Origin of the sequence: Janthinobacterium sp. SUN176 (assembly GCF_030587335.1) — a bacterium.
GTDB lineage: Bacteria > Pseudomonadota > Gammaproteobacteria > Burkholderiales > Burkholderiaceae_D > Janthinobacterium > Janthinobacterium kumbetense.
Window position 1 is genome coordinate 1,193,707 of sequence record NZ_JAPWIA010000001.1, and the last position, 17,751, is coordinate 1,211,457.

Annotated in this window: 15 protein-coding genes; 10 read left to right on the forward strand and 5 right to left on the reverse strand. The window is 63.5% G+C overall.

Translation table 11 applies throughout. The features are described 5' to 3' along the window. The first annotated feature begins 481 nt into the window (after positions 1–481). The 3 genes from O3299_RS05370 to O3299_RS05380 all read left to right on the forward strand — a co-directional run bounded on the left by O3299_RS05370 (position 482) and on the right by O3299_RS05380 (position 6,431). Positions 482–3,529, forward strand: a complete 3,048-nt coding sequence (locus O3299_RS05370; protein WP_305061686.1) for a TonB-dependent receptor — start codon at positions 482–484, stop codon at positions 3,527–3,529. Between the two features lie 66 nt (positions 3,530–3,595). Beyond that, complete coding sequence (locus tag O3299_RS05375) at positions 3,596–4,987, forward strand: Gfo/Idh/MocA family protein (protein WP_305061687.1); 1,392 nt, start codon at positions 3,596–3,598, stop codon at positions 4,985–4,987. Between the two features lie 127 nt (positions 4,988–5,114). Continuing rightward, complete coding sequence (locus O3299_RS05380; RefSeq protein WP_305061688.1) at positions 5,115–6,431, forward strand: DUF3472 domain-containing protein; 1,317 nt, start codon at positions 5,115–5,117, stop codon at positions 6,429–6,431. A gap of 10 nt (positions 6,432–6,441) precedes the next feature. On the opposite strand, the gene O3299_RS05385 is transcribed toward O3299_RS05380, so the two are convergent. Beyond that, a complete protein-coding gene (locus tag O3299_RS05385) occupies positions 6,442–6,813 on the reverse strand; it encodes a hypothetical protein (protein ID WP_305061689.1) in 372 nt (123 codons plus the stop codon). A 9-nt stretch (positions 6,814–6,822) separates the two neighbouring features. Here O3299_RS05385 and O3299_RS05390 point away from each other — a divergent pair, with 9 nt between their 5' ends. The 4 genes from O3299_RS05390 (at position 6,823) to O3299_RS05405 (ending at position 11,236) form a co-directional block, all read left to right on the forward strand. Further along, positions 6,823–6,948 carry a hypothetical protein gene (locus O3299_RS05390; RefSeq protein WP_305061690.1) on the forward strand — a complete coding sequence of 42 codons (126 nt, stop codon included), beginning with the start codon at positions 6,823–6,825 and terminating at the stop codon, positions 6,946–6,948. 253 nt (positions 6,949–7,201) lie between these two features. Further along, entirely contained in the window at positions 7,202–7,714 is a 513-nt protein-coding gene (locus tag O3299_RS05395) for a sigma-70 family RNA polymerase sigma factor (protein ID WP_305051745.1), read from the forward strand. Beyond that, positions 7,714–8,688: a FecR domain-containing protein gene (locus tag O3299_RS05400; protein ID WP_305061691.1), complete on the forward strand. Its 975-nt coding sequence runs from the start codon at positions 7,714–7,716 to the stop codon at positions 8,686–8,688. Before O3299_RS05395 ends, O3299_RS05400 begins: the two co-directional genes overlap by 1 nt. An 85-nt stretch (positions 8,689–8,773) precedes the next feature. Then, the gene (locus O3299_RS05405) at positions 8,774–11,236 is read left to right on the forward strand and encodes a TonB-dependent receptor (RefSeq protein ID WP_305061692.1); all 2,463 of its coding nucleotides are present in this window, start codon (positions 8,774–8,776) and stop codon (positions 11,234–11,236) included. A 4-nt stretch (positions 11,237–11,240) separates the two neighbouring features. Here O3299_RS05405 and O3299_RS05410 read toward each other — a convergent pair whose 3' ends face one another. The 3 genes from O3299_RS05410 to O3299_RS05420 all read right to left on the reverse strand — a co-directional run bounded on the left by O3299_RS05410 (position 11,241) and on the right by O3299_RS05420 (position 13,383). Further along, entirely contained in the window at positions 11,241–11,618 is a 378-nt protein-coding gene (locus O3299_RS05410; protein ID WP_035818381.1) for a SirB2 family protein, read from the reverse strand. Positions 11,619–11,709: 91 nt separating this feature from the next. After that, positions 11,710–12,174 carry a GNAT family N-acetyltransferase gene (locus O3299_RS05415; protein WP_305061693.1) on the reverse strand — a complete coding sequence of 155 codons (465 nt, stop codon included), beginning with the start codon at positions 12,172–12,174 and terminating at the stop codon, positions 11,710–11,712. Between the two features lie 192 nt (positions 12,175–12,366). Next, the gene (locus O3299_RS05420) at positions 12,367–13,383 is read right to left on the reverse strand and encodes a depolymerase (protein ID WP_305061694.1); all 1,017 of its coding nucleotides are present in this window, start codon (positions 13,381–13,383) and stop codon (positions 12,367–12,369) included. 426 nt (positions 13,384–13,809) lie between these two features. On the opposite strand from O3299_RS05420, the gene O3299_RS05425 reads away from it, so the two are divergent. The 3 genes from O3299_RS05425 to O3299_RS05435 all read left to right on the forward strand — a co-directional run bounded on the left by O3299_RS05425 (position 13,810) and on the right by O3299_RS05435 (position 17,193). Beyond that, the gene (locus O3299_RS05425; protein ID WP_305062947.1) at positions 13,810–15,054 is read left to right on the forward strand and encodes a nitrate/nitrite transporter; all 1,245 of its coding nucleotides are present in this window, start codon (positions 13,810–13,812) and stop codon (positions 15,052–15,054) included. Next, the gene (locus O3299_RS05430) at positions 15,051–16,436 is read left to right on the forward strand and encodes a NarK family nitrate/nitrite MFS transporter (protein ID WP_305061695.1); all 1,386 of its coding nucleotides are present in this window, start codon (positions 15,051–15,053) and stop codon (positions 16,434–16,436) included. The genes O3299_RS05425 and O3299_RS05430 overlap by 4 nt, the downstream gene beginning before the upstream one ends. Positions 16,437–16,497: 61 nt before the next feature. Then, the gene (locus O3299_RS05435) at positions 16,498–17,193 is read left to right on the forward strand and encodes a carbonic anhydrase (RefSeq protein ID WP_099664221.1); all 696 of its coding nucleotides are present in this window, start codon (positions 16,498–16,500) and stop codon (positions 17,191–17,193) included. On the opposite strand, the gene O3299_RS05440 is transcribed toward O3299_RS05435, so the two are convergent. Then, entirely contained in the window at positions 17,179–17,550 is a 372-nt protein-coding gene (locus O3299_RS05440; RefSeq protein ID WP_099393481.1) for a ribonucleotide reductase subunit alpha, read from the reverse strand. The two genes, O3299_RS05435 and O3299_RS05440, sit on opposite strands and share 15 nt — an antisense overlap. Between the last annotated feature and the right edge of the window lie 201 nt (positions 17,551–17,751).

The window sequence follows — 17,751 nt, forward strand, 5'->3', positions numbered from 1 at the left end:
CCAGCCTGCCTGTGGCGGCCCGGGGTTTTGCCATGGAAAAGAAAAGACAATGTTCCGAAATGCACAATACGAAAGATAAACGTAAGCGAAAGACGTTTGCCCTGTCGTCTTTCGTGTTTTCCTCCCCTGATTCCCGCACGTATCGTCCTCTGTTTGCCACCTTCTTGCAGACGCGTGTATCTGCCATACCACGATAACGAAAGTTATTTTACGCTCAACAGATTAAATCGAAAGATAAATTGCATTTATTTGCTCGATTGAGCGATAAATTACCGTTTTAACTTTCTTTTTGTTGACGATACTTATTTTTCTTTTTAAAGTAATCCCAAGAAAACGAAAATCAGCCGATGCGGACTGATTTCCCGAAAGGTGCAACTGCCTGGTTGCACCGGCCGACGACCGCCATAAAAATTGCGTTCCCCCGACTCCGCCCTGGAGCGGGGAGGGCGCGCATAACCCTCGATATAGACGGAGAGACATCATGCATAGCACCCGACTCAAATTGCGCGACATCAGCCGCGCCGCCGCGATCGTGATCGCACTGGCGGCCGGCGTGCCAGGCCAGGCCTGGGCACAGTCGAACGCCACGAGTACCATTTTCGGCGAAGTGAGCGCGCCGGCCGGCGCCACCGTGGTGCTGGAAAACCTGGCGACGGGCGTGCAGCGCAGCCTGACGCCGGATACGTCGGGCCGCTATGTGGCCAACTCCATGCCGCCAGGCCGCTATGCGGTGCGCGTGCTGCGTGCCGGTTCGGTGGAAGCGTCGCAGGAAGTCGAGGCCCTGATCGGCGCCGGCGCGGAAGCGAACTTCGGCCCGGCCAGCGCGGCTGGCCCCGTGGGCCAGGAGCAGACCGTCGTGGTGAAGGCGTCGCGCAATCCGATCGACGTGTCGAACACCAACAATGGCGTGATCTTCACGGCCAAGGAATTGAAGGCGCTGCCGGTCGGCAACGATGTCGCCTCCATCGTGCAGCTGACGCCGGGCGTGGCGCGCGGCACCAACAGCGTGTATGGCAATGCACCGTCGATCGGCGGCTCGGGCCAGTCCGAAAACGCGTTCTACGTCAACGGCTTCCCCATCACCAACCTCCTGACCCAGGTGGGCGCGTCGGAGCTGCCGTTTGGCGCGATCTCCAACCTGCAGGTGCTGTCGGGCGGCTACGGCTCGGAGTTCGGCCGCTCGACGGGCGGCGTGATCAACATCACCACCAAGAGCGGCGGCAACAAGGTCGAATTCGGCGGCAAGGTCTCCATCATCCCCCGCTCGCTGAAGGGCACGACGGAAAACCGGTACTACCCGAACACGGGCGCCAATCCGGAGACGGATGGCACCTTGAAGTACTGGAACCGCGATAACGGCAGCACCAGCAAGGTGGTCGGCTTGTACGGCAGCGGACCGCTGATCAAGAACAAGCTGTTCGCCTTCGTGGCGCTGGAACAGACGCGCACGGACGGCGGCGCCGTCGCCGGTGCGCGCGACGACTTGGTGGACAAGGTGCTGCCGAACGGCTGGCGCGAGAGCAAGAGCAAGGTTGACCGCATGATGGCCAAGCTGGACTACAACCTGACGGACGACCATCACTTTGAATATACCAAGCTGTATGACCGCACGACTACGGACAGCCAGAGCTATGGTTTTGACTATGCCACCTTGAAACGCAACAACGTGGCTGGCGGCGGGAGCGAGACCACCATCAACTGCTGCGGCTCGTCGGCCGCGCCGGGCGCGAATGTCGACATCTTCAAGTACACGGGCTACCTGACGGACAACCTGACGGTGACGGCGATGATGGGGCAGTCGCGCACTTCGCACCGCCGTACCCCGGAAGGCTACAATCCGCTGCTGGCGCAAACGTCGTCGAATGAATCGACCCAGGTGCCTGGCCTGACGTACACCAATCCGCAAATGGTGACCGGTACTCTGGTCGACCCGTCGTCGGAAGACCGCCAGAAAGCCAAGCGCCTGGACCTGGAATACAAGCTGGGCAAGCATTCGCTGCGCGGCGGCATCGACCGCATCGACGTGGAATCGAAAGTGGGCCTGAGCCTGGCCGGCGGCTACCGCTGGAAGTACCAGAAGGTCAAGGATCCGACGCTCCTGATCAACGGCGCCTTTGAAACGCCGGCCCAGGGCAACGGCTACGGCAAGGACGGCTATTACGTCAGCAAGGAATTGAACGCCAACCTGGCGCGTCCGACCAGCGTGCAATCGGCGCAGTACATCCAGGATCACTACCAGGTCACGGAACGGGTGCTGCTGGACCTGGGCCTGCGCCGCGAACAGTTTACCAACTACAGCACCGATGGCGTGGCCTTCATTTCGCAGCGCAACATGATCGCCCCGCGCGTGGGCGCCACCTGGGATTACCTGGGCGACGGCACCCTGAAATTCTTCGCCAACGGCGGTCGCTACCACCTGCCGGTGCCATCGAATTTGTCGAGCAACATGGCCAGCCCCTTCCTGGCCACCAGCGAGATGTTCACCTACACGGGCGTCGATCCCGTCACGGGCGCGCCGACGGGCCTGCACGCCATCAGCAAGCCGTATTCGGCCAACAACGCGTATGGTCAGAGCCGCGACGCGCGCGAGGTGACGGCCGTGGGCCTGAAGCCGCTGTCGCAGGATGAATTCTCGCTGGGCTTCGAACGCGCCCTGAGCAAGAAGCTGGTGGTGGGCGCCAGCTTTCTGTACCGCAAGCTGAACGACACCAACGACGACGTCTGCGACGAGCGTCCGCTGCAAGCCTGGGCCACGCGCAACGGCGTCGACACGGGCAAATGGAGCGGCTTCCAGTGCGCCATCATCAACCCTGGCCGCGACAACAGCCTGATGGTGGACTTTGACGATGGCAAGGGCCTGCGCCGCGTGGATATTTCGGCGGCGGAGTGGGGCAACCCGCTGCCATCGCGCACCTACCGCGCCTTGAACATGTTCATCGAGCACCCGTACACGAACGGCTGGTACGGCAAGCTGACCTACACCTTGTCCGGCCTGAAGGGCAATATGGAAGGCCAGACGGACAGCATCGGCGGCGGCGACGTGGGCCTGACGGTCAGCGACGACCACAAGGAACTGATGTACAACGCGTATGGCTACCTGCCGGGCGACCATCGCCACGCCTTCAAGGCCTACGGTTTCATGCAGGTCATCCTGGACGTGATGGTGGGCGCCAACCTGTCGCTGACCTCGGGCGCACCGCGCAACTGCATCGGCGCGCTGCCCGATAACCTGAGGTTCGAGAAAGATTATGATGATTCCTACTTCTATTGCAACGGCAAGCCGGCGCCGCGCGGCAGCCAGGGCCGCCTGCCGTGGCAAGCCCAGCTGGACATGAATGTGGCCTATACTCCCAGCGCCGTCAAGGGCCTGAGCCTGAAAGTGGACGTCTTCAATGTGTTCAACAGCCAGACCGTGACCCGCTACACCGAAACGCGCGAAGACCATGGCGCCATCTCCCGCAATTACCTGCAGGTCGATGGACGTACGGCGCCGCGTTCGGTGCGCTTCACGGCTGAATACACCTATTAAACTGCAGCCGGTCCGCTGTATGGCGGGCCGGCGACGAACATTACCAATGGAAGCGAGTAGAGACCAATGACAACACAAATCAATCGACGCAATTTCCTCTCCGCCAGCGCCGCGCTGGCCGGTGGCGCCATGGCCGGCAGCGCACTGCTGCCCGGCGACGCCAACGCCACCCCCGTGGCAGGCCGCGACAAGGTCCGCCTGGGCGTGATCGGCACGGGCATGCGCGGCCAGGTGCTGCTGGCTGAACTGGTGCGCCGCGACGACGTGGAAGTGGTCGCCCTGTGCGATATCGAGCCGATCATGCTGAAACACGCGCTGGGCCAGGTAGCCAAAGCCGGCAAGCCCCGTCCGCGCACGTATGGCGAAGACCGCGACCAGAAAGCCTACAAGCGCATGCTGGACGCGGGTGGCCTCGATGGCGTGATCATCGCCACGCCGTGGGAATTCCATGCGCCCATGGCGATCGCCGCCATGCAGGCGAAGATACCCGTCGGTTGCGAAGTGGTGGCCGGCATCACCCTGCAAGACCACTGGGATGTCCTGAACACCCAGCTGAAAACGGGCACGCCGTACATGTTGCTGGAGAACGTGTGCTACCGCCGCGACGTGATGGCTGCGCTGCAGATGGTGCGCGCGGGCCTGTTCGGCGAACTGCTGCACCTGCAGGGCGGCTACCAGCACGATTTGCGCGCCGTCAAATTCAACAGCGGCAATCCAGCCAAGCCGTATGGCGGCGGCGTGGAATTCGGCGAAAAAGGCTGGTCGGAAGCCCATTGGCGCACGCAGCACTCGGTCGAGCGCAATGGCGAGCTGTATCCAAGCCACGGCATCGGCCCGTGCGCCATGTATACCAACATCAACCGCGGTAACCGTTTTACGCGCATCAACGCCTTCGCTACCAAGGCGCGCGGCTTGCACGACTACATCGTCAAGCAGCCGGGCGGCGCGCAGCATGCGAACGCCAAGGTGAAATTCAAGCTGGGCGACGTGGTCACCACCACCCTGGCGTGCGAAAACGGCGAAACCATCATCCTGCAGCACGATACGAGCCTGCCGCGCCCGTATTCGCTGGGCTTCCGCGTGCAAGGCACGGACGGCCTGTGGATGGACTTGAACAATGCCATCCATATCGAGGGCGTCAGCAAGCCGCACCAGTGGGATGACTTCAAGGCTTACCAGGACAAGTATGAGCACCCGGTATGGCGCAAGTATGCGGCGCAGGCGGAAGGCGCGGGCCACGGCGGCATGGACTTCTTCGTCATCCACGCCTTTGTCGAAGCCCTGAAGGCCAATGCGCCGATGCCGATCGATATCTACGATGCCGTGACGTGGAGCGCCATCACACCCCTGTCCGAGCAATCGATCGCCGCCAACTTCCAGACCCTGGACTTCCCCGACTTCACGGGCGGACAGTGGAAATCGCGCAAGCCGATCTTCGCCCTCGACGGCAAGTACTAAGCTCCATCCCCCCGCTACCGCGCCTGCCGCCGTAGCGGGTTTTTTCTGTCCCGATCCGTTTTTCAACCGCGGCGCACGCCGCAGGACTTCTTGCGCCTGTTGCACGCCGTACCACCAGGAGACGTTGATGAAACACAGAAGTGCATTACTCTGCGCAGTTCTTCCCGCCATGCCCTTGCTGCTGGCAGCCTGCGGCGGCGCCACTGCCACCGCTACCCCGGACATGGGCGGCACCGCCTTGCTGGCTACGGGCGTGGCCACAGCGGTCACGCCCGCCACCGTGGAACTGGCCGGCAATGCCTTCATCACCAACGGAGACAAGGGCGCCGTCATCGGCGAACATGGCCTGGCCGGCTGGAGCAATCCCGATGCCGTCGCCAGCACGTATTTCCGCGTGGCCGGCGCGGGCCCCGTCCAGGTGGCGCTCGACGCCAGCCTGGCCGATGGCGGCAACAGCACCATCCGCGTGAAGATCAATGGCGCGCCGTTCGACGTCAAGCTGGCCGGCAAGGCCCGCAAGACCTATGCCGTGGGCACGGTCAATGTGCCGGCGGCCGGCTATGTGAAGGTGGACTTGCAGGGGTTGACGCGCGCAAAAGCCACGTTTGGCGACGTCGCCGCGTTGAAGGTGACTGCGAACGCGGCGCTTAATTACGCTAACGACCCGGCCAATTACTACTGGTCGCGGCGCGGCCCGTCCGTGCACATGGGTTACACGGTGCCGGCCAATACCGAGTATTTTTATAACGAGATGACGATCCCCAAGGGCCAGGACGCCATCGGCTCCTACTTCATGGCCAACGGCTTTGGCCAGGGCTATATGGGCATCCAGGTGAAATCGACCAGCGAGCGCTGGATCCTGTTTTCCGTGTGGGACGCCGACAATGGCGCGAAGACCACCCTGGTCAGCAAGGGCGCCGGCGTGGTCGATAACGCGTTCGGCGGCGAAGGCACGGGCGGCCAGACCTATTTGTCGTACAACTGGGCGGCCGGCACCACCTACCGCTTCATCACGCGCGCGCGGCCGGACGGCAAGGGCGGCAGCGATTACTCGGCCTGGTTCTACGCGCCCGAGACGGGCAAGTGGCGCTACATCGCCACCTGGAAGCGCCCGGCGATTTCCACGTATTTGACGGGCTTGCATTCTTTCCTCGAGAACTTCATCGATACTCTGGGCTATACGGAGCGCCGCGTCCAGTTCGGCAACCAGTGGGCGAGGAACGTTTCAGGCGCCTGGTCGGAAGTGACGGCGGGGAGGTTCACGGGCGACGCCACGGCCACCAATGCGCAGCGCATGGATTACGCGGGCGGCCTGGAAAACGGCAAGTTTTACCTGCGTAACGGCGGCTTCTTTGCCGACTACGTGAAAACCAGCCAGAACTTCACGCGGCCCACGACGGGGCAGGCACCAGCCGTCGATGTAGCGGCCTTGCCGATGCAATAGGCGTTGATCCTTACCCCGGCCGCTTGCCCACCATCGCTTCGATGCCGCGATAGTAGGTGAGCGGGCGGCCTATCGTCACTCCCATCAATGCCGCCGCCTGGATGATGTCGTTTGTATCGCGCCGGTACACGACCAGCGCATCCATCTGGTCGGTGCCGTTGCCGTCGATCTGGATCAGGTCATAGCCGCCTTCGTCCACGGCGCGCTGCGCCAGTTCCGTGTCCAGCCACTCGAAATAGGGCAGCGCGCTACCGTCGCCTCCCTCGAGCATTGCGTACGGAAAGTCGGGGAATTCGTCGAACATGTCCTGTATCTGTTCGTGCAGCTCATCGAGCTTGTCGCCCGACGCCGTATAGCCAGCCAGGTGCCAGAGGAGCGCCACCGCGTATGCATGCGCATCGCTGTCGATCCACTCGTCGCGTGGCGCGGACGGCGCGTTGGTGATGGCGGTGACGGCCGCGTCGAGTTCCTCGCCTTCCAGGTCACCGCAGGTCAGTTTGGTCAGCAGTTCAGATAACAGTATGTTTGCCTTTCAATGGAGGGACGCCAGGCCAGGATGGCCGGCTCGGTGATGTTGTCAATACTATCATTGCCGCGTGCCGAGGCGCGCCCGGTAGAACTTGCACCGTGCACTGCGCCGGTGGACGTGGTCAGCCTGGCAATTTTGGAAAGAGTCGCGTCAAACTGGCATTTGCAGGCCGCTTGCGCCGCAGCACCGCCTAGATATAGAATGCGAATCATTATTATTTGCGACCCAGGGAGCATGCAACGTGTCGGCAGCCCAACCCGGCGTTCACCAGGAGGTGGGCAGCCTGTACCACGATCACCACCGCTGGCTGCAAGGCTGGCTGCGGCACAAGCTGGGCAACGCGTTTGACGCGGCCGACGTGGCGCACGACACCTTCATGCGCCTGCTGAACCGTGACGAGGCCATCGCCGCGCGCGAGCCGCGCGCCTTCCTCACCACCGTGGCCAAGGGCGTGCTGGGCAATCTGTACCGCCGCCGCGACCTGGAAGCGGCCTACCTGGAAACCCTGGCCAGCCTGCCCGCGCAGTGCGCGCCCGATCCCGAGGCGCAGGCGATCCTGCTCGAAGCCCTGTTCGACATCGACCGCCGCCTCGACGGCCTGGCGCCCGCCGTGCGCCGCGCTTTTCTGCTGTCGCAGCTCGACGGCATGCCGCAGGCGGCCATTGCGCTGGAACTGAACATCTCGCTGGCCACCGTGCAGCGCCACCTGGTCAAAGCCATGCACCAGTGCTTCTTTTCCCCGTCGGCGCCGTGATGGGCGCCCTGAGGCCGGAAGCGGCCAGCCTGCAGGCTGTCGAATGGCTGGTGCGCTTGCAGGCCGGAGACGCCACGCCCGAAGTGGAGCAGGCCTGGCGCACTTGGCGCGGCAGCGACCCGGAAAACGAGCAGGCCTGGCAGCACGTGGAAGGCTGCATGGCGCGCATGCGTGCCTTGCCCGCGCCGCTGGCGCACGGCACCCTGGCGCGCAAGCCCGCGCATGCGCAGGCCAACGCGGCGCGCCGGCAGTCGCTCAAGCTGCTGGCGCTGCTGGCCGTGGGCGGCGGCGCCTGGCTGGCGGGCGGCGACGAACAGGCGGCCTTCTGGCTGGCCGATTACCGCACCGGCACGGGCGAGCTGCGCCACCTCGTGCTGGCAGACGGCACGCGCATCGCGCTCAACACGGCGTCCAGCATCGACGTGCGCTACGATGCGGGCCAGCGCCTGGTGACCTTGTTAAAAGGCGAGATCATGGTCAGTACGGCGCGCGATGCGGCTGGCCGTCCCTTTTTCGTGCGCACGGCGCAAGGCCGCTTGCAGCCCGTGGGCACGCGTTTTGCCGTGCGCGCGGAAGGGGGACGCACGCACCTGGGTGTGTTCGCGGGCGCCGTCGATATTCTGCCGGAACAGGCGCCCGCCGCCGTACGCAGGCTGCAGGCCGGCCAGCAAGCCAGCTTCACGGCGGCGCAGATCGGTAGCGTGCAAACCTTGCCTGCCGGTGCGGATGCGTGGACGGCCGGCATGCTGGTGGCGCACGACATGCCGCTGGCCGATTTTGTCGGCGAGCTGGCCCGCTATCGCCAAGGGCGCCTGGCCTGCGATCCGGCCATCGCCCACCTGCGCGTGTCGGGCATCTATCCGCTGGCCGACACGACGCAAGTGCTCGACATGCTGACGCGCACCTTGCCCGTCGACGTGCGCCAGAGCACGCGCTTCTGGGTGAGCGTGGTGCCGCATCGGAAGCACCCGTGATTATTTTCCGAAAAAGTGAGGGGTTTTCGATTTTCGCGTGACATAGCGAGTGAACCCTTCATTCACTTTCAGGAAAACAGTCCGCATGCCCAGCACAACACCTATTTACGCCTCTTCCATTTCCAGCACATGCCGCCGCAGCGTGGCGGCGCTGGCCGTCAGCCACGCCCTGTGGCTGCTCGCCGCCGGCGGCGCCTCGGCCGCCGCACCCCTTGCGCAGGCAGCCAATGCGGCGCGCATCGAGCTGGCGATACCCGCCGGTACCCTGGAACAGGTGCTGGTGCGCTTTGGCCAGGAGACGGGCACCATGATTTCCTACCAGGCCGCCGCCGTGGCGGGCAAGCGCAGCGCCGGCCTGGCGGGCAGTTACAGCGTGCCGCAAGCGCTGAGCGCCATCGTCGCCGGCTCGGGCTTGCGCGCCGTACCGCAGGCGAACGGCGGTTATGTGCTCGACGTGGCGGCGGCCGATGGCGGCCAGACCATGCCCGAGATGAAGGTCAGCGCCAGCTTTGATGCGAACGGCGCGACGGAAGGCAGCGGTTCGTATACGACGCAGACCATGCGCTCGGCCACGCGCCTGGGCCTGTCCGTGCGCGAGACGCCGCAAGCCGTCAGCGTGGTCACGCGCCAGCAGATGGATGACCAGAACCTGCAAACGGTGGAAGAGGTGCTGCAAAACGCGGCCGGCGTGGCCATCAACCGCTACGACAGCGACCGCACCTCGTTCTTCGCGCGCGGCTTTTCCATCGCCAGCTACCAGTATGACGGTATTCCCACCACGGTCGACAATGCGTTCAGTGTGGGTGACAGCACCCTGGACATGACGGCCTACGACCGGGTCGAGATCGTGCGCGGCGCCACGGGCCTGCTGACGGGCGCGGGCGAGCCGTCGGCCACCATCAACCTGGTGCGCAAGCGCGCGTCATCGAGTCAGCTCGCCGGGAATGCTGCCCTGAGCCTGGGTTCCTGGCACAATGCGCGCGCCAGCGCTGACGTCTCCTCGCCATTGAGCAGCGATGGCAAGGTGCGCGGGCGTGTCGTGGCCAGCTACCAGGACAGCGAATCGTATGTGCGCCTGTATCACGCCAAGAAGGCCATGGCGTATGCCACCGTGGAAGCGGACCTGGCGCCCGGCAGCGTGCTGATTGCCGGCTATGAGTACCAGGATAATCGCCCGCGCGGCGGCATGTATGGCGGCTTGCCGCTGTGGTATGCGGATGGCGAACGGGCCACCTTGCCCCGTTCCGCCACCACGGCAACCACCTGGAGCCGCTGGTTCAGCACCAGCCAGACGGCCTTTTTGCGCCTGGAGCAGGACCTGGGCAAGGGCTGGAACCTGACGGCCATGCTGAATCACGGCTGGGGCAATTATTCGGCTGCCGAGCTTTTCGCGAATACCTGGCCGGACAAGGTCACGGGGCAAGGCGTGACGGGCTACGCCGGGTTTTACTCGGGCACGCGGCGCCAGGACAGCGTCGACGCCTATGTGCAGGGCCCCGTGCAACTGCTGGGGCGCACGCACGACCTGGCGTTCGGCGTCTCGGGCAGCAACCAGTTCTCCAGCAATCCGGGTATTGCCGGCAGCAGCGTCGATTACGGCAATTTCTACCAGTGGCAGGGCGTGGCGCCGGAGCCGGACTGGAACACGCCGAGTTTCTCGCGCTGGCAGTTGCTCGACACGGTGCAGCAGCGCGGCATCTACGGTACGGCGCGCTTTTCGCTGGCCGATCCCTTGAAACTGATCGTCGGCGCGCGCTACAGCCGCTACAAGGCGGACCACGTCGATGACTGGGGCGGCAGCTACGCCTATGCCAAGCATGCCGTCACGCCGTATGCGGGCCTGGTGTGGGATATCGACGCGCAGCATGCGCTGTACACCAGCTACAGCAAGATATTCAAGCCGCAGGGCTATCAGGACCGGCTCGGCCGCTACCTCGATCCCGTGCAGGGCAAGAATGTGGAAGCGGGCGTGAAGGGCGAGTATTTCGGCGGCCGATTGAACGCGGCGCTGGCCGTGTTCCGCATCGCGCAAGACGGCCTGGCGCAGGAGGACACGGGGCATTTTGTTGGCAATTCGCTGACGCAGGCGTATTACGCGGCGGCCGGCACCACCAGCAAGGGCGTGGAACTGGATGTCTCGGGCGAGCTGGCGCAGGGTTGGAACGTCTCGGCCAGCGTGTCGCACGCGGCGGCCGAGGACAACATGGGCGCGCGCCTGAACAGCTATGTGCCGCAGACGCTGGCGCGCGTGTTTTCCACTTACCAGATGCCTGGCGACTGGCGCGCGTTATCGGTGGGCGGCGGCGTGAACTGGCAGAGCGGCGCCTACCGCGACGCCACCGGGCCGAAGGGCACGGAACGCGTGGAGCAGGGGGGTTACGCCGTGGCCAGCCTGATGGCGAAGTACGCGCTGTCGCGCCAGCTGTCGCTGCAGGCGAACGTCAACAACCTGTTCGACAAGCATTACTACAGCCAGCTTGGCATGTACAACCAGGGTTACTGGGGCGCGCCGCGCAATGCCAGCGTCACGCTGCGCTACCTCTTCTGATGTATCAGAGTGGCCAGGCCTGTTTGGTCACGGCCACGGCGATGATGTAGGCGAATACCAGCACGGCGAGCGCGAAGGCGGCGCCGCGCACGGCAGGCGTCTTGCCGCGTTTCAGGGCGATGGTGCCCAGCACGATGTAAGCCACCAGCGCGCACAGCTTGGCGGCCAGCCACGGCTGGCTGCCCGGCGACTGGCCGCTCCACACGGCCAGGGTGATGGCGCTGGCCAGCAGGGCTGTGTCGACCAGGTGCGGCAATATCTTCACCCAGCGCTGCTGCAAGGCGGGCGAGGCGCGCAGCATCCACGCGCCGCGCAAGAGGAAAAGAAAGCCGCTGGCGGCGGCGCAACCCATGTGGAAATGCTTGAGGCTCAGATAATCCATGCGTGATGTTGTCGGCGTTGATTGACGATGGCGCCAGCATAGCCGCCTTTGCCGCGCCGCGCCATATGTCGTCGGGATGAGGCGCGATCGATCAGCGGCACCATTTCACGTACACCAGCTCCGGGTCTCCCTCGTCGAGATGGTCAATCTGGCCGCTGCGCACGAAGCCCGCGCTGGCGAACAGCCGTTGCGCGGCGCTGTTGGACTGGTTCGTCGAGGTGAACAGCTTGGCCGTATGGCAGGCACTTTCGGCCGCCGCCAGCAGGCGCAAGCCCACGCCGCGCCGCTGCTGCCCGGCGGCGACCATCACCAGCGAGACGAAGCCGTAGCCGAAGAAGTCGTCGTGCGTGAGGACATAGCCGGCCACCTGGCCCGCGTGCAGGGCGACCAGGCACTGCCCCTTGCCGACGGCGTCGCGCACGGCATCGCCACGCTCCGGGTGCGCCTGCGCATAGGCATCGCAGGCGAGCATGGCGTCGATCTCTTCGGGTCTTGCAGTGCGGACCAGCACGGTGCTCTCGTCACCCTGTGCGGCGCTGTTTCCTGCGTAATACATCAACGAATGCTCCTTTCCAGTCGGGTTTTCCCTTGTCGATATCGCCCAGCGGGCATGCGCGGTCATGCAGGCCGCTGCCATCATCATGCGTCTTTCTCGCCACGCCGGCAAACACGCCGGCAAATCGCATGAGGCGCCGACGGGTTTGCGCCTTGCCGCCCGGACGAAGAAGCGGGCGGCAATCATCCGCGCTCAGTCCGGGGCGGACATCAGCCGCGTCAGCATCGCATGCACGGCGGACATCTGCGCTCCCGAGCGGAACGCGTAGTTCTGCCCCGTATAGCCGATCCAGTCCCAGCATCCGAGGGGGTTGAGGATGCCGACACGCCGCAGCTGCGGATACAGGATGATGATTTTATTACTGTCAGCCCAATCGTTATAGCCGGTTTTTTCATAAAAGGCATCGGCCACATCCGCCTGGGTCTGCTCGCAACCATGAAATGCCACATGGATACGGCAGCCGGGCTCGCGCAGGCAGATGGCGGGGATATACACATGGGCATCGGCATCCAGGCTGGTCCAGCCCATGGAAAATTCGCGCTGATTGAAGCTTTTCGCCTTGTCCGTGCGCTTGCGCACCGGCGGATTCAAGTCGCCATAGATGTGCTTGAGTATCGCGCCAGGCTGGTCATATGCCGCGCCGTCGACCTCGCAGTGGTTGATGTACTGGTCCCCATTCGTGGCGCAGTCGCCGCCATACGATGGCGATATCATGGCATGTCCAGCAGGAACATTCTTGATGTACAGCATATTTTCGGCGGGAACGCCGGCATCCCTGAAAAAAACGGCCGTAGCGTCGACCAGGGGCGGTACCACGACTTTGTCATTCAGGCCGCTGAATATGTAGATCCGCTCGTGCCTCAAGTTGTCGAGCGGGTCGATCAGGCCCATGGTGGCGAAATATTCGGCCGCGAGCAGCATTCGCTGCGGCCACGGTTCAAGAGGACTCATCCAGCCCATGCACAGTGCGGTACGTGTGGCCATGCCGGTGGCACAGTAATACGGCCCCCCGGCGACGATGCCCGCGCCGATCACCGATCCCGAATAGGCGACCTGGTATTGCACAGCCATGAATGCGCCTGCGGAAAGACCGGAAACGGAAGTTTGCGACTGGCTGGCGGCCAGCGCGGGCAGCCTTCCGCTGGCGCGTGGCGATGCCGGGAGCGCCTGTAAAAGTAGCAACAGGATAGTGAAAAAGAATATCTTCATGGTAACTCCTCTTGGTGAAGCTCTTGCCGCTACTGGGGAATGCAGGCGGCGGGAGGCGAATAGGATAGAGCGGTGATGCGGCAAGGCGGTTTCGCCAGGCAATTTCATGTTCTTGATGCAGATCAAGGCGTGGCGGGAATTGGACTGCCCGCGGGCCTGCTTTTCCAGGCTGGGCAGGGCGACGGTCCGCACGAGCCTGGCCTGCCGTTCAGCCTAGTGCGGCGCCTCCCTGTCTAGTCACTTTTGCCGATACGGCTATCCAGATTGCCTTTCCAGAATCACCCTGTGACCGATAGTGCCTTTCCCCTCTGCCACGTAAGCTGGTCGGGACGGCTGGCCAGACGGCCAGTGCATTCATGGAGAAACATCGTGGCTACCCTAGATGGCACTAAGAACAACAGTAGTAACAAGGCAGTCGAACCCGGCATGCGGCGCAAGCAGTTTTCCGTGTTGGTCAGCAGCACCTTCGCATTTACCATCTGCTTTGCAGTCTGGATGATGTTTGCCGTACTGGGCATTCCCATCAAGACCAGCCTGGGCTTAACTGAAACACAATTCGGCCTGCTGGCCGCCATGCCCGTGCTGACGGGTTCTCTCGTGCGCGTGCCCCTGGGCATCTGGACGGACAAATACGGCGGACGCCGCGTCTTCTTCTGGCTGATGCTGGCCAGCGTGGTGCCGATCTACCTGATCTCCTACGCCACCGCCTACTGGCATTTCCTCGTGCTGGGTATGTTCGTGGGCCTGGCGGGCGGTTCGTTTTCCGTCGGCACGCCCTACGTGGCGCGCTGGTATGAAAAGGAGCGCCGCGGCCTGGCGATGGGCATCTTCGGCGCCGGCAACTCCGGTTCCGCGCTGACCAAGTTCGTCGCGCCCGGCATCGTCGCCGCTTTCGGCTGGCAAATGCTGCCCAAGGTGTATGCGGTCACCATGCTGGCCACTGCCATCATCTTCTGGCTGTTTTCGTACTCGGACAAATCGCATCTGGCGCCGTCGGGCGAGAGCTTTTCGGCGCAGATGAAGGTGCTGAAGGATCCCCGCGTGTGGCGCTACTGCCAGTATTACTCGGTGGTGTTCGGCGGCTACGTGGCGCTGGCGCTGTGGATGACGAAGTATTACGTGGCCGAATACGGCTTCGACCTGAAGCACGCGGCGCTGCTGGCCGCCTGCTTCTCGCTGCCGGGCGGCGTGCTGCGCGCCGTGGGCGGCTGGATCTCCGACAAATACGGTGCGGCGAAAGTCACCTGGGCCGTGATGTGGGTGTGCTGGGTGTGCTTCTTCCTGCTGTCGTATCCGCAAACCCAGATGGTGGTGGAAACCGTCACGGGTCCGCTGGCCTTCCATATCGGCCTGTCGCCGCTGTGGTTCACCGTGCTGCTGTTCATCGTCGGCATCGCCATGGCCGTGGGCAAGGCATCCGTCTTCAAGTTCATCGGCGATGATTTTTCCGACAACATCGGCGCCGTCTCGGGCGTGGTCGGCCTGGCCGGCGGTCTCGGTGGCTTCATCCTGCCCGTGATGTTCGGTGCCCTGGTGGACCTCACCGGCGTGCGTTCGAGCTCCTTCATGCTCTTGTACGGCACCGTCTGCGTTTCCCTCGTCTGGATGCATTTCTCGTTCAAGTCGCTGCGCGCGGCACCTATCCCTCAACCTGCAGGAGCAAAAGCATGAGCCGCTATATGATTAACACCTGGGAGCCTGAGACTCCCAGTTTCTGGCAATCGACAGGCAAGGCCACAGCCGCGCGCAATCTGTGGATCTCGATTCCCGCGCTGCTGCTGGCGTTCGCCGTGTGGATGGTGTGGAGCGTGGTGGTGGTCAACTTGCCCAACATCGGCTTCACCTACAGTAACAACCAGCTGTTCTGGCTGACGGCCTTGCCGGGCCTGTCCGGCGCCACCTTGCGCATCTTTTATTCGTTCATGGTGCCGATCTTCGGCGGCCGGCGCTGGACGGCCATTTCCACGGGATCCCTGCTGATTCCCGCCATCGGCATCGGCCTGGCCGTGCAGGACGTGAACACGGGCTATCCGACCATGCTGATCCTGGCGCTGCTGTGCGGCTTCGGCGGCGGCAATTTCGCCTCGTCGATGGCCAACATCAGCTTTTTCTATCCGAAGGCGAGCAAGGGCTTCGCGCTGGGCATGAATGCTGGCCTGGGCAACCTGGGCGTGTCGGTGGTGCAGTTCGTCGTGCCGCTGGTGATCACCTTCGCCGTCTTCGGCGCCTGGGGCGGCGAATCGCTCACCTGGGTCAAGAATGGCGTGAGCAAGGACATGTGGCTGCAAAACGCGGGCTTCATCTGGGTGCCGTTCATCGCCTTGAGTACCTTGCTGGCCTGGTTCGGCATGAATGACCTGGCGTCGGCGAAGGCCTCGTTTTCCGAACAGGCCGTGATCTTCAAGCGTAAGCACAACTGGCTCATGTGCTGGCTGTACACGGGCACCTTCGGCTCCTTCATCGGTTATTCGGCCGCGTTTCCGCTGCTGATCAAGATCCAATTCCCCGACGTGAACCCGCTCGATTACGCCTTCCTCGGCCCACTGGTCGGTGCGCTGGCGCGCGTGGCCGGCGGCGTGATTTCCGACAAATTGGGCGGCGCCCGCGTCACCCTGTGGTCGTTCCTGCTGATGATCGGCGCTGTGCTGGGCGTGCTGTACTTCATGCCGCAATCCGGCGTGGGTGGAAGCTTTACCGGTTTCTTCTGGATGTTCATGCTGCTGTTTGCCGGCACCGGTATCGGCAATGCATCGACCTTCCGCATGATCCCCGTGATCTTCTTGACGGAACACCAGCGCGCGGCCGCCGGCAAGGGCAAGGCGGAGCAGGAGCAAGCCATCGTCGACGCCAACAAGGAAGGCGCTGCCGTCCTGGGTTTCACCTCGGCCGTGGCCGCGTATGGCGCCTTCTTCATCCCGAAAAGCTATGGCACCTCGATCTCGCTGACGGGCAGCCCCGACGCGGCCCTGTGGTGCTTCATCGGCTTTTATGTCAGCTGCATCGTGATCACCTGGTGGTGCTATGCGCGCAAGAACGCACCGATGCCTTGCTAGTTAGCGTCAGAATGCCTGGCAAGTCCTGCTTGCCGGGCGTTGTATTCAGTAAGAGGTAGTCATGGAAGAACTGGAAAAATTCGTCAACGGCTTCAGCCTGTTTCAGCAGCAGTATTTCAGCGAGCCGCAAACCTTGTACGACAGCCTGCGCGACGGGCAGCGGCCCTCGACCTTGCTGATCGGCTGCTGCGATTCGCGGGTCGATCCCATGCTGCTGACGGGCAGCGATCCGGGCGACATGTTCGTCGTGCGCAATATCGCCAACCTGGTGCCGCCGTGCACGCCCGACGCGCCGCCCGGCGTCAGTTCGGCCATCGAGTTTGCCGTCTGCAAGCTGGAAGTGGCCAGGGTCATCGTGCTCGGGCATGCGCGCTGCGGCGGCATCCGCGCGCTGCTGGAACCGCAGCCGCGCGCGGAAGGCCAGGAAACGGACTTCGTGGGACAGTGGATGCGCATCGCCGAACCGGTGGCGCAACGCGTACGGCGCGAACTGGCGCACCGTTCGTCGGTAGAACAGCACCACGCGTGCGAACTGGCCAGCATCCTGCAGTCGCTGGACAACCTGCTCACCTACCCATGGCTGAAACGGCGGGTGGAGCAGGGATTATTGAAATTGCATGGATGGTATTTCGACATCGACAGCGGGGCGCTGATGGCGTATTCGGCGCGCCAGCAGCAGTTTTTGCCGCTGGTGTGTCCGATAGAGCGCGCGCGGCATTTGCACGAGCGCCCTTGGCCGGATTCAGCTAAAACGTAACAAATCCCCGCTGCGGTCAAACGCCAGCAGGCTGTCGATGCGGCCTTGCTCGATGGCCGTCACCATGGCGCGCAGGGGCGCTTCGCATTCCTGCGCCGCCGGCGGCTGGCCGTCCTGGCCCGCCAGTCCCGCCACGAAGACCACGTCCCAGTGCGTCTGCATCTGTTTCGACTCCTCCTTCAATGTCTCGAAGCTGTCCAGTTCCTCGGGCAGCTTGTCGGCGCACATCACGGGCGTGAGGGACTTGCCCTGGCCGCCAGGCTGGGCCTGCGCCTGGGTAAAGGTGAACAGCAGGCGTTGCGGCTGTTCCTGGTTGCGTGCGCTGCGCAGCAGGCTGGCGTAATCGGTAATCGACATGGTGCTCTTTCTCTGTGTTGAACGATGACGACAGGTATACCGCAGCGCCGCCTTGCCGCCCATAGGCAATAGTGACTACCCATCTATGCATTCCTGGTGCCGGAAACCGACTTCTTGCCAATATCGCCGGGCACGGCGCATCGATAGACTGTTTGTATCGACGCTTGAGCCATCCTGCTTGCAGCGTTTTTTAAGACCTGG

Coding starts and splice junctions, on each gene's coding strand:
- O3299_RS05370 (WP_305061686.1), top strand. CDS start 482: ATGCATAGCACCCGACTCAAATTGCGCGACATCAGCCGCGCCGCCGCG.
- O3299_RS05375 (WP_305061687.1), top strand. CDS start 3,596: ATGACAACACAAATCAATCGACGCAATTTCCTCTCCGCCAGCGCCGCG.
- O3299_RS05380 (WP_305061688.1), top strand. CDS start 5,115: ATGAAACACAGAAGTGCATTACTCTGCGCAGTTCTTCCCGCCATGCCC.
- O3299_RS05390 (WP_305061690.1), top strand. CDS start 6,823: ATGCGCATCGCTGTCGATCCACTCGTCGCGTGGCGCGGACGGCGCGTT.
- O3299_RS05400 (WP_305061691.1), top strand. CDS start 7,714: ATGGGCGCCCTGAGGCCGGAAGCGGCCAGCCTGCAGGCTGTCGAATGG.
- O3299_RS05405 (WP_305061692.1), top strand. CDS start 8,774: ATGCCCAGCACAACACCTATTTACGCCTCTTCCATTTCCAGCACATGC.
- O3299_RS05410 (WP_035818381.1), bottom strand. CDS start 11,618: ATGGATTATCTGAGCCTCAAGCATTTCCACATGGGTTGCGCCGCCGCC.
- O3299_RS05415 (WP_305061693.1), bottom strand. CDS start 12,174: ATGTATTACGCAGGAAACAGCGCCGCACAGGGTGACGAGAGCACCGTG.
- O3299_RS05420 (WP_305061694.1), bottom strand. CDS start 13,383: ATGAAGATATTCTTTTTCACTATCCTGTTGCTACTTTTACAGGCGCTC.
- O3299_RS05425 (WP_305062947.1), top strand. CDS start 13,810: ATGCGGCGCAAGCAGTTTTCCGTGTTGGTCAGCAGCACCTTCGCATTT.
- O3299_RS05430 (WP_305061695.1), top strand. CDS start 15,051: ATGAGCCGCTATATGATTAACACCTGGGAGCCTGAGACTCCCAGTTTC.
- O3299_RS05435 (WP_099664221.1), top strand. CDS start 16,498: ATGGAAGAACTGGAAAAATTCGTCAACGGCTTCAGCCTGTTTCAGCAG.
- O3299_RS05440 (WP_099393481.1), bottom strand. CDS start 17,550: ATGTCGATTACCGATTACGCCAGCCTGCTGCGCAGCGCACGCAACCAG.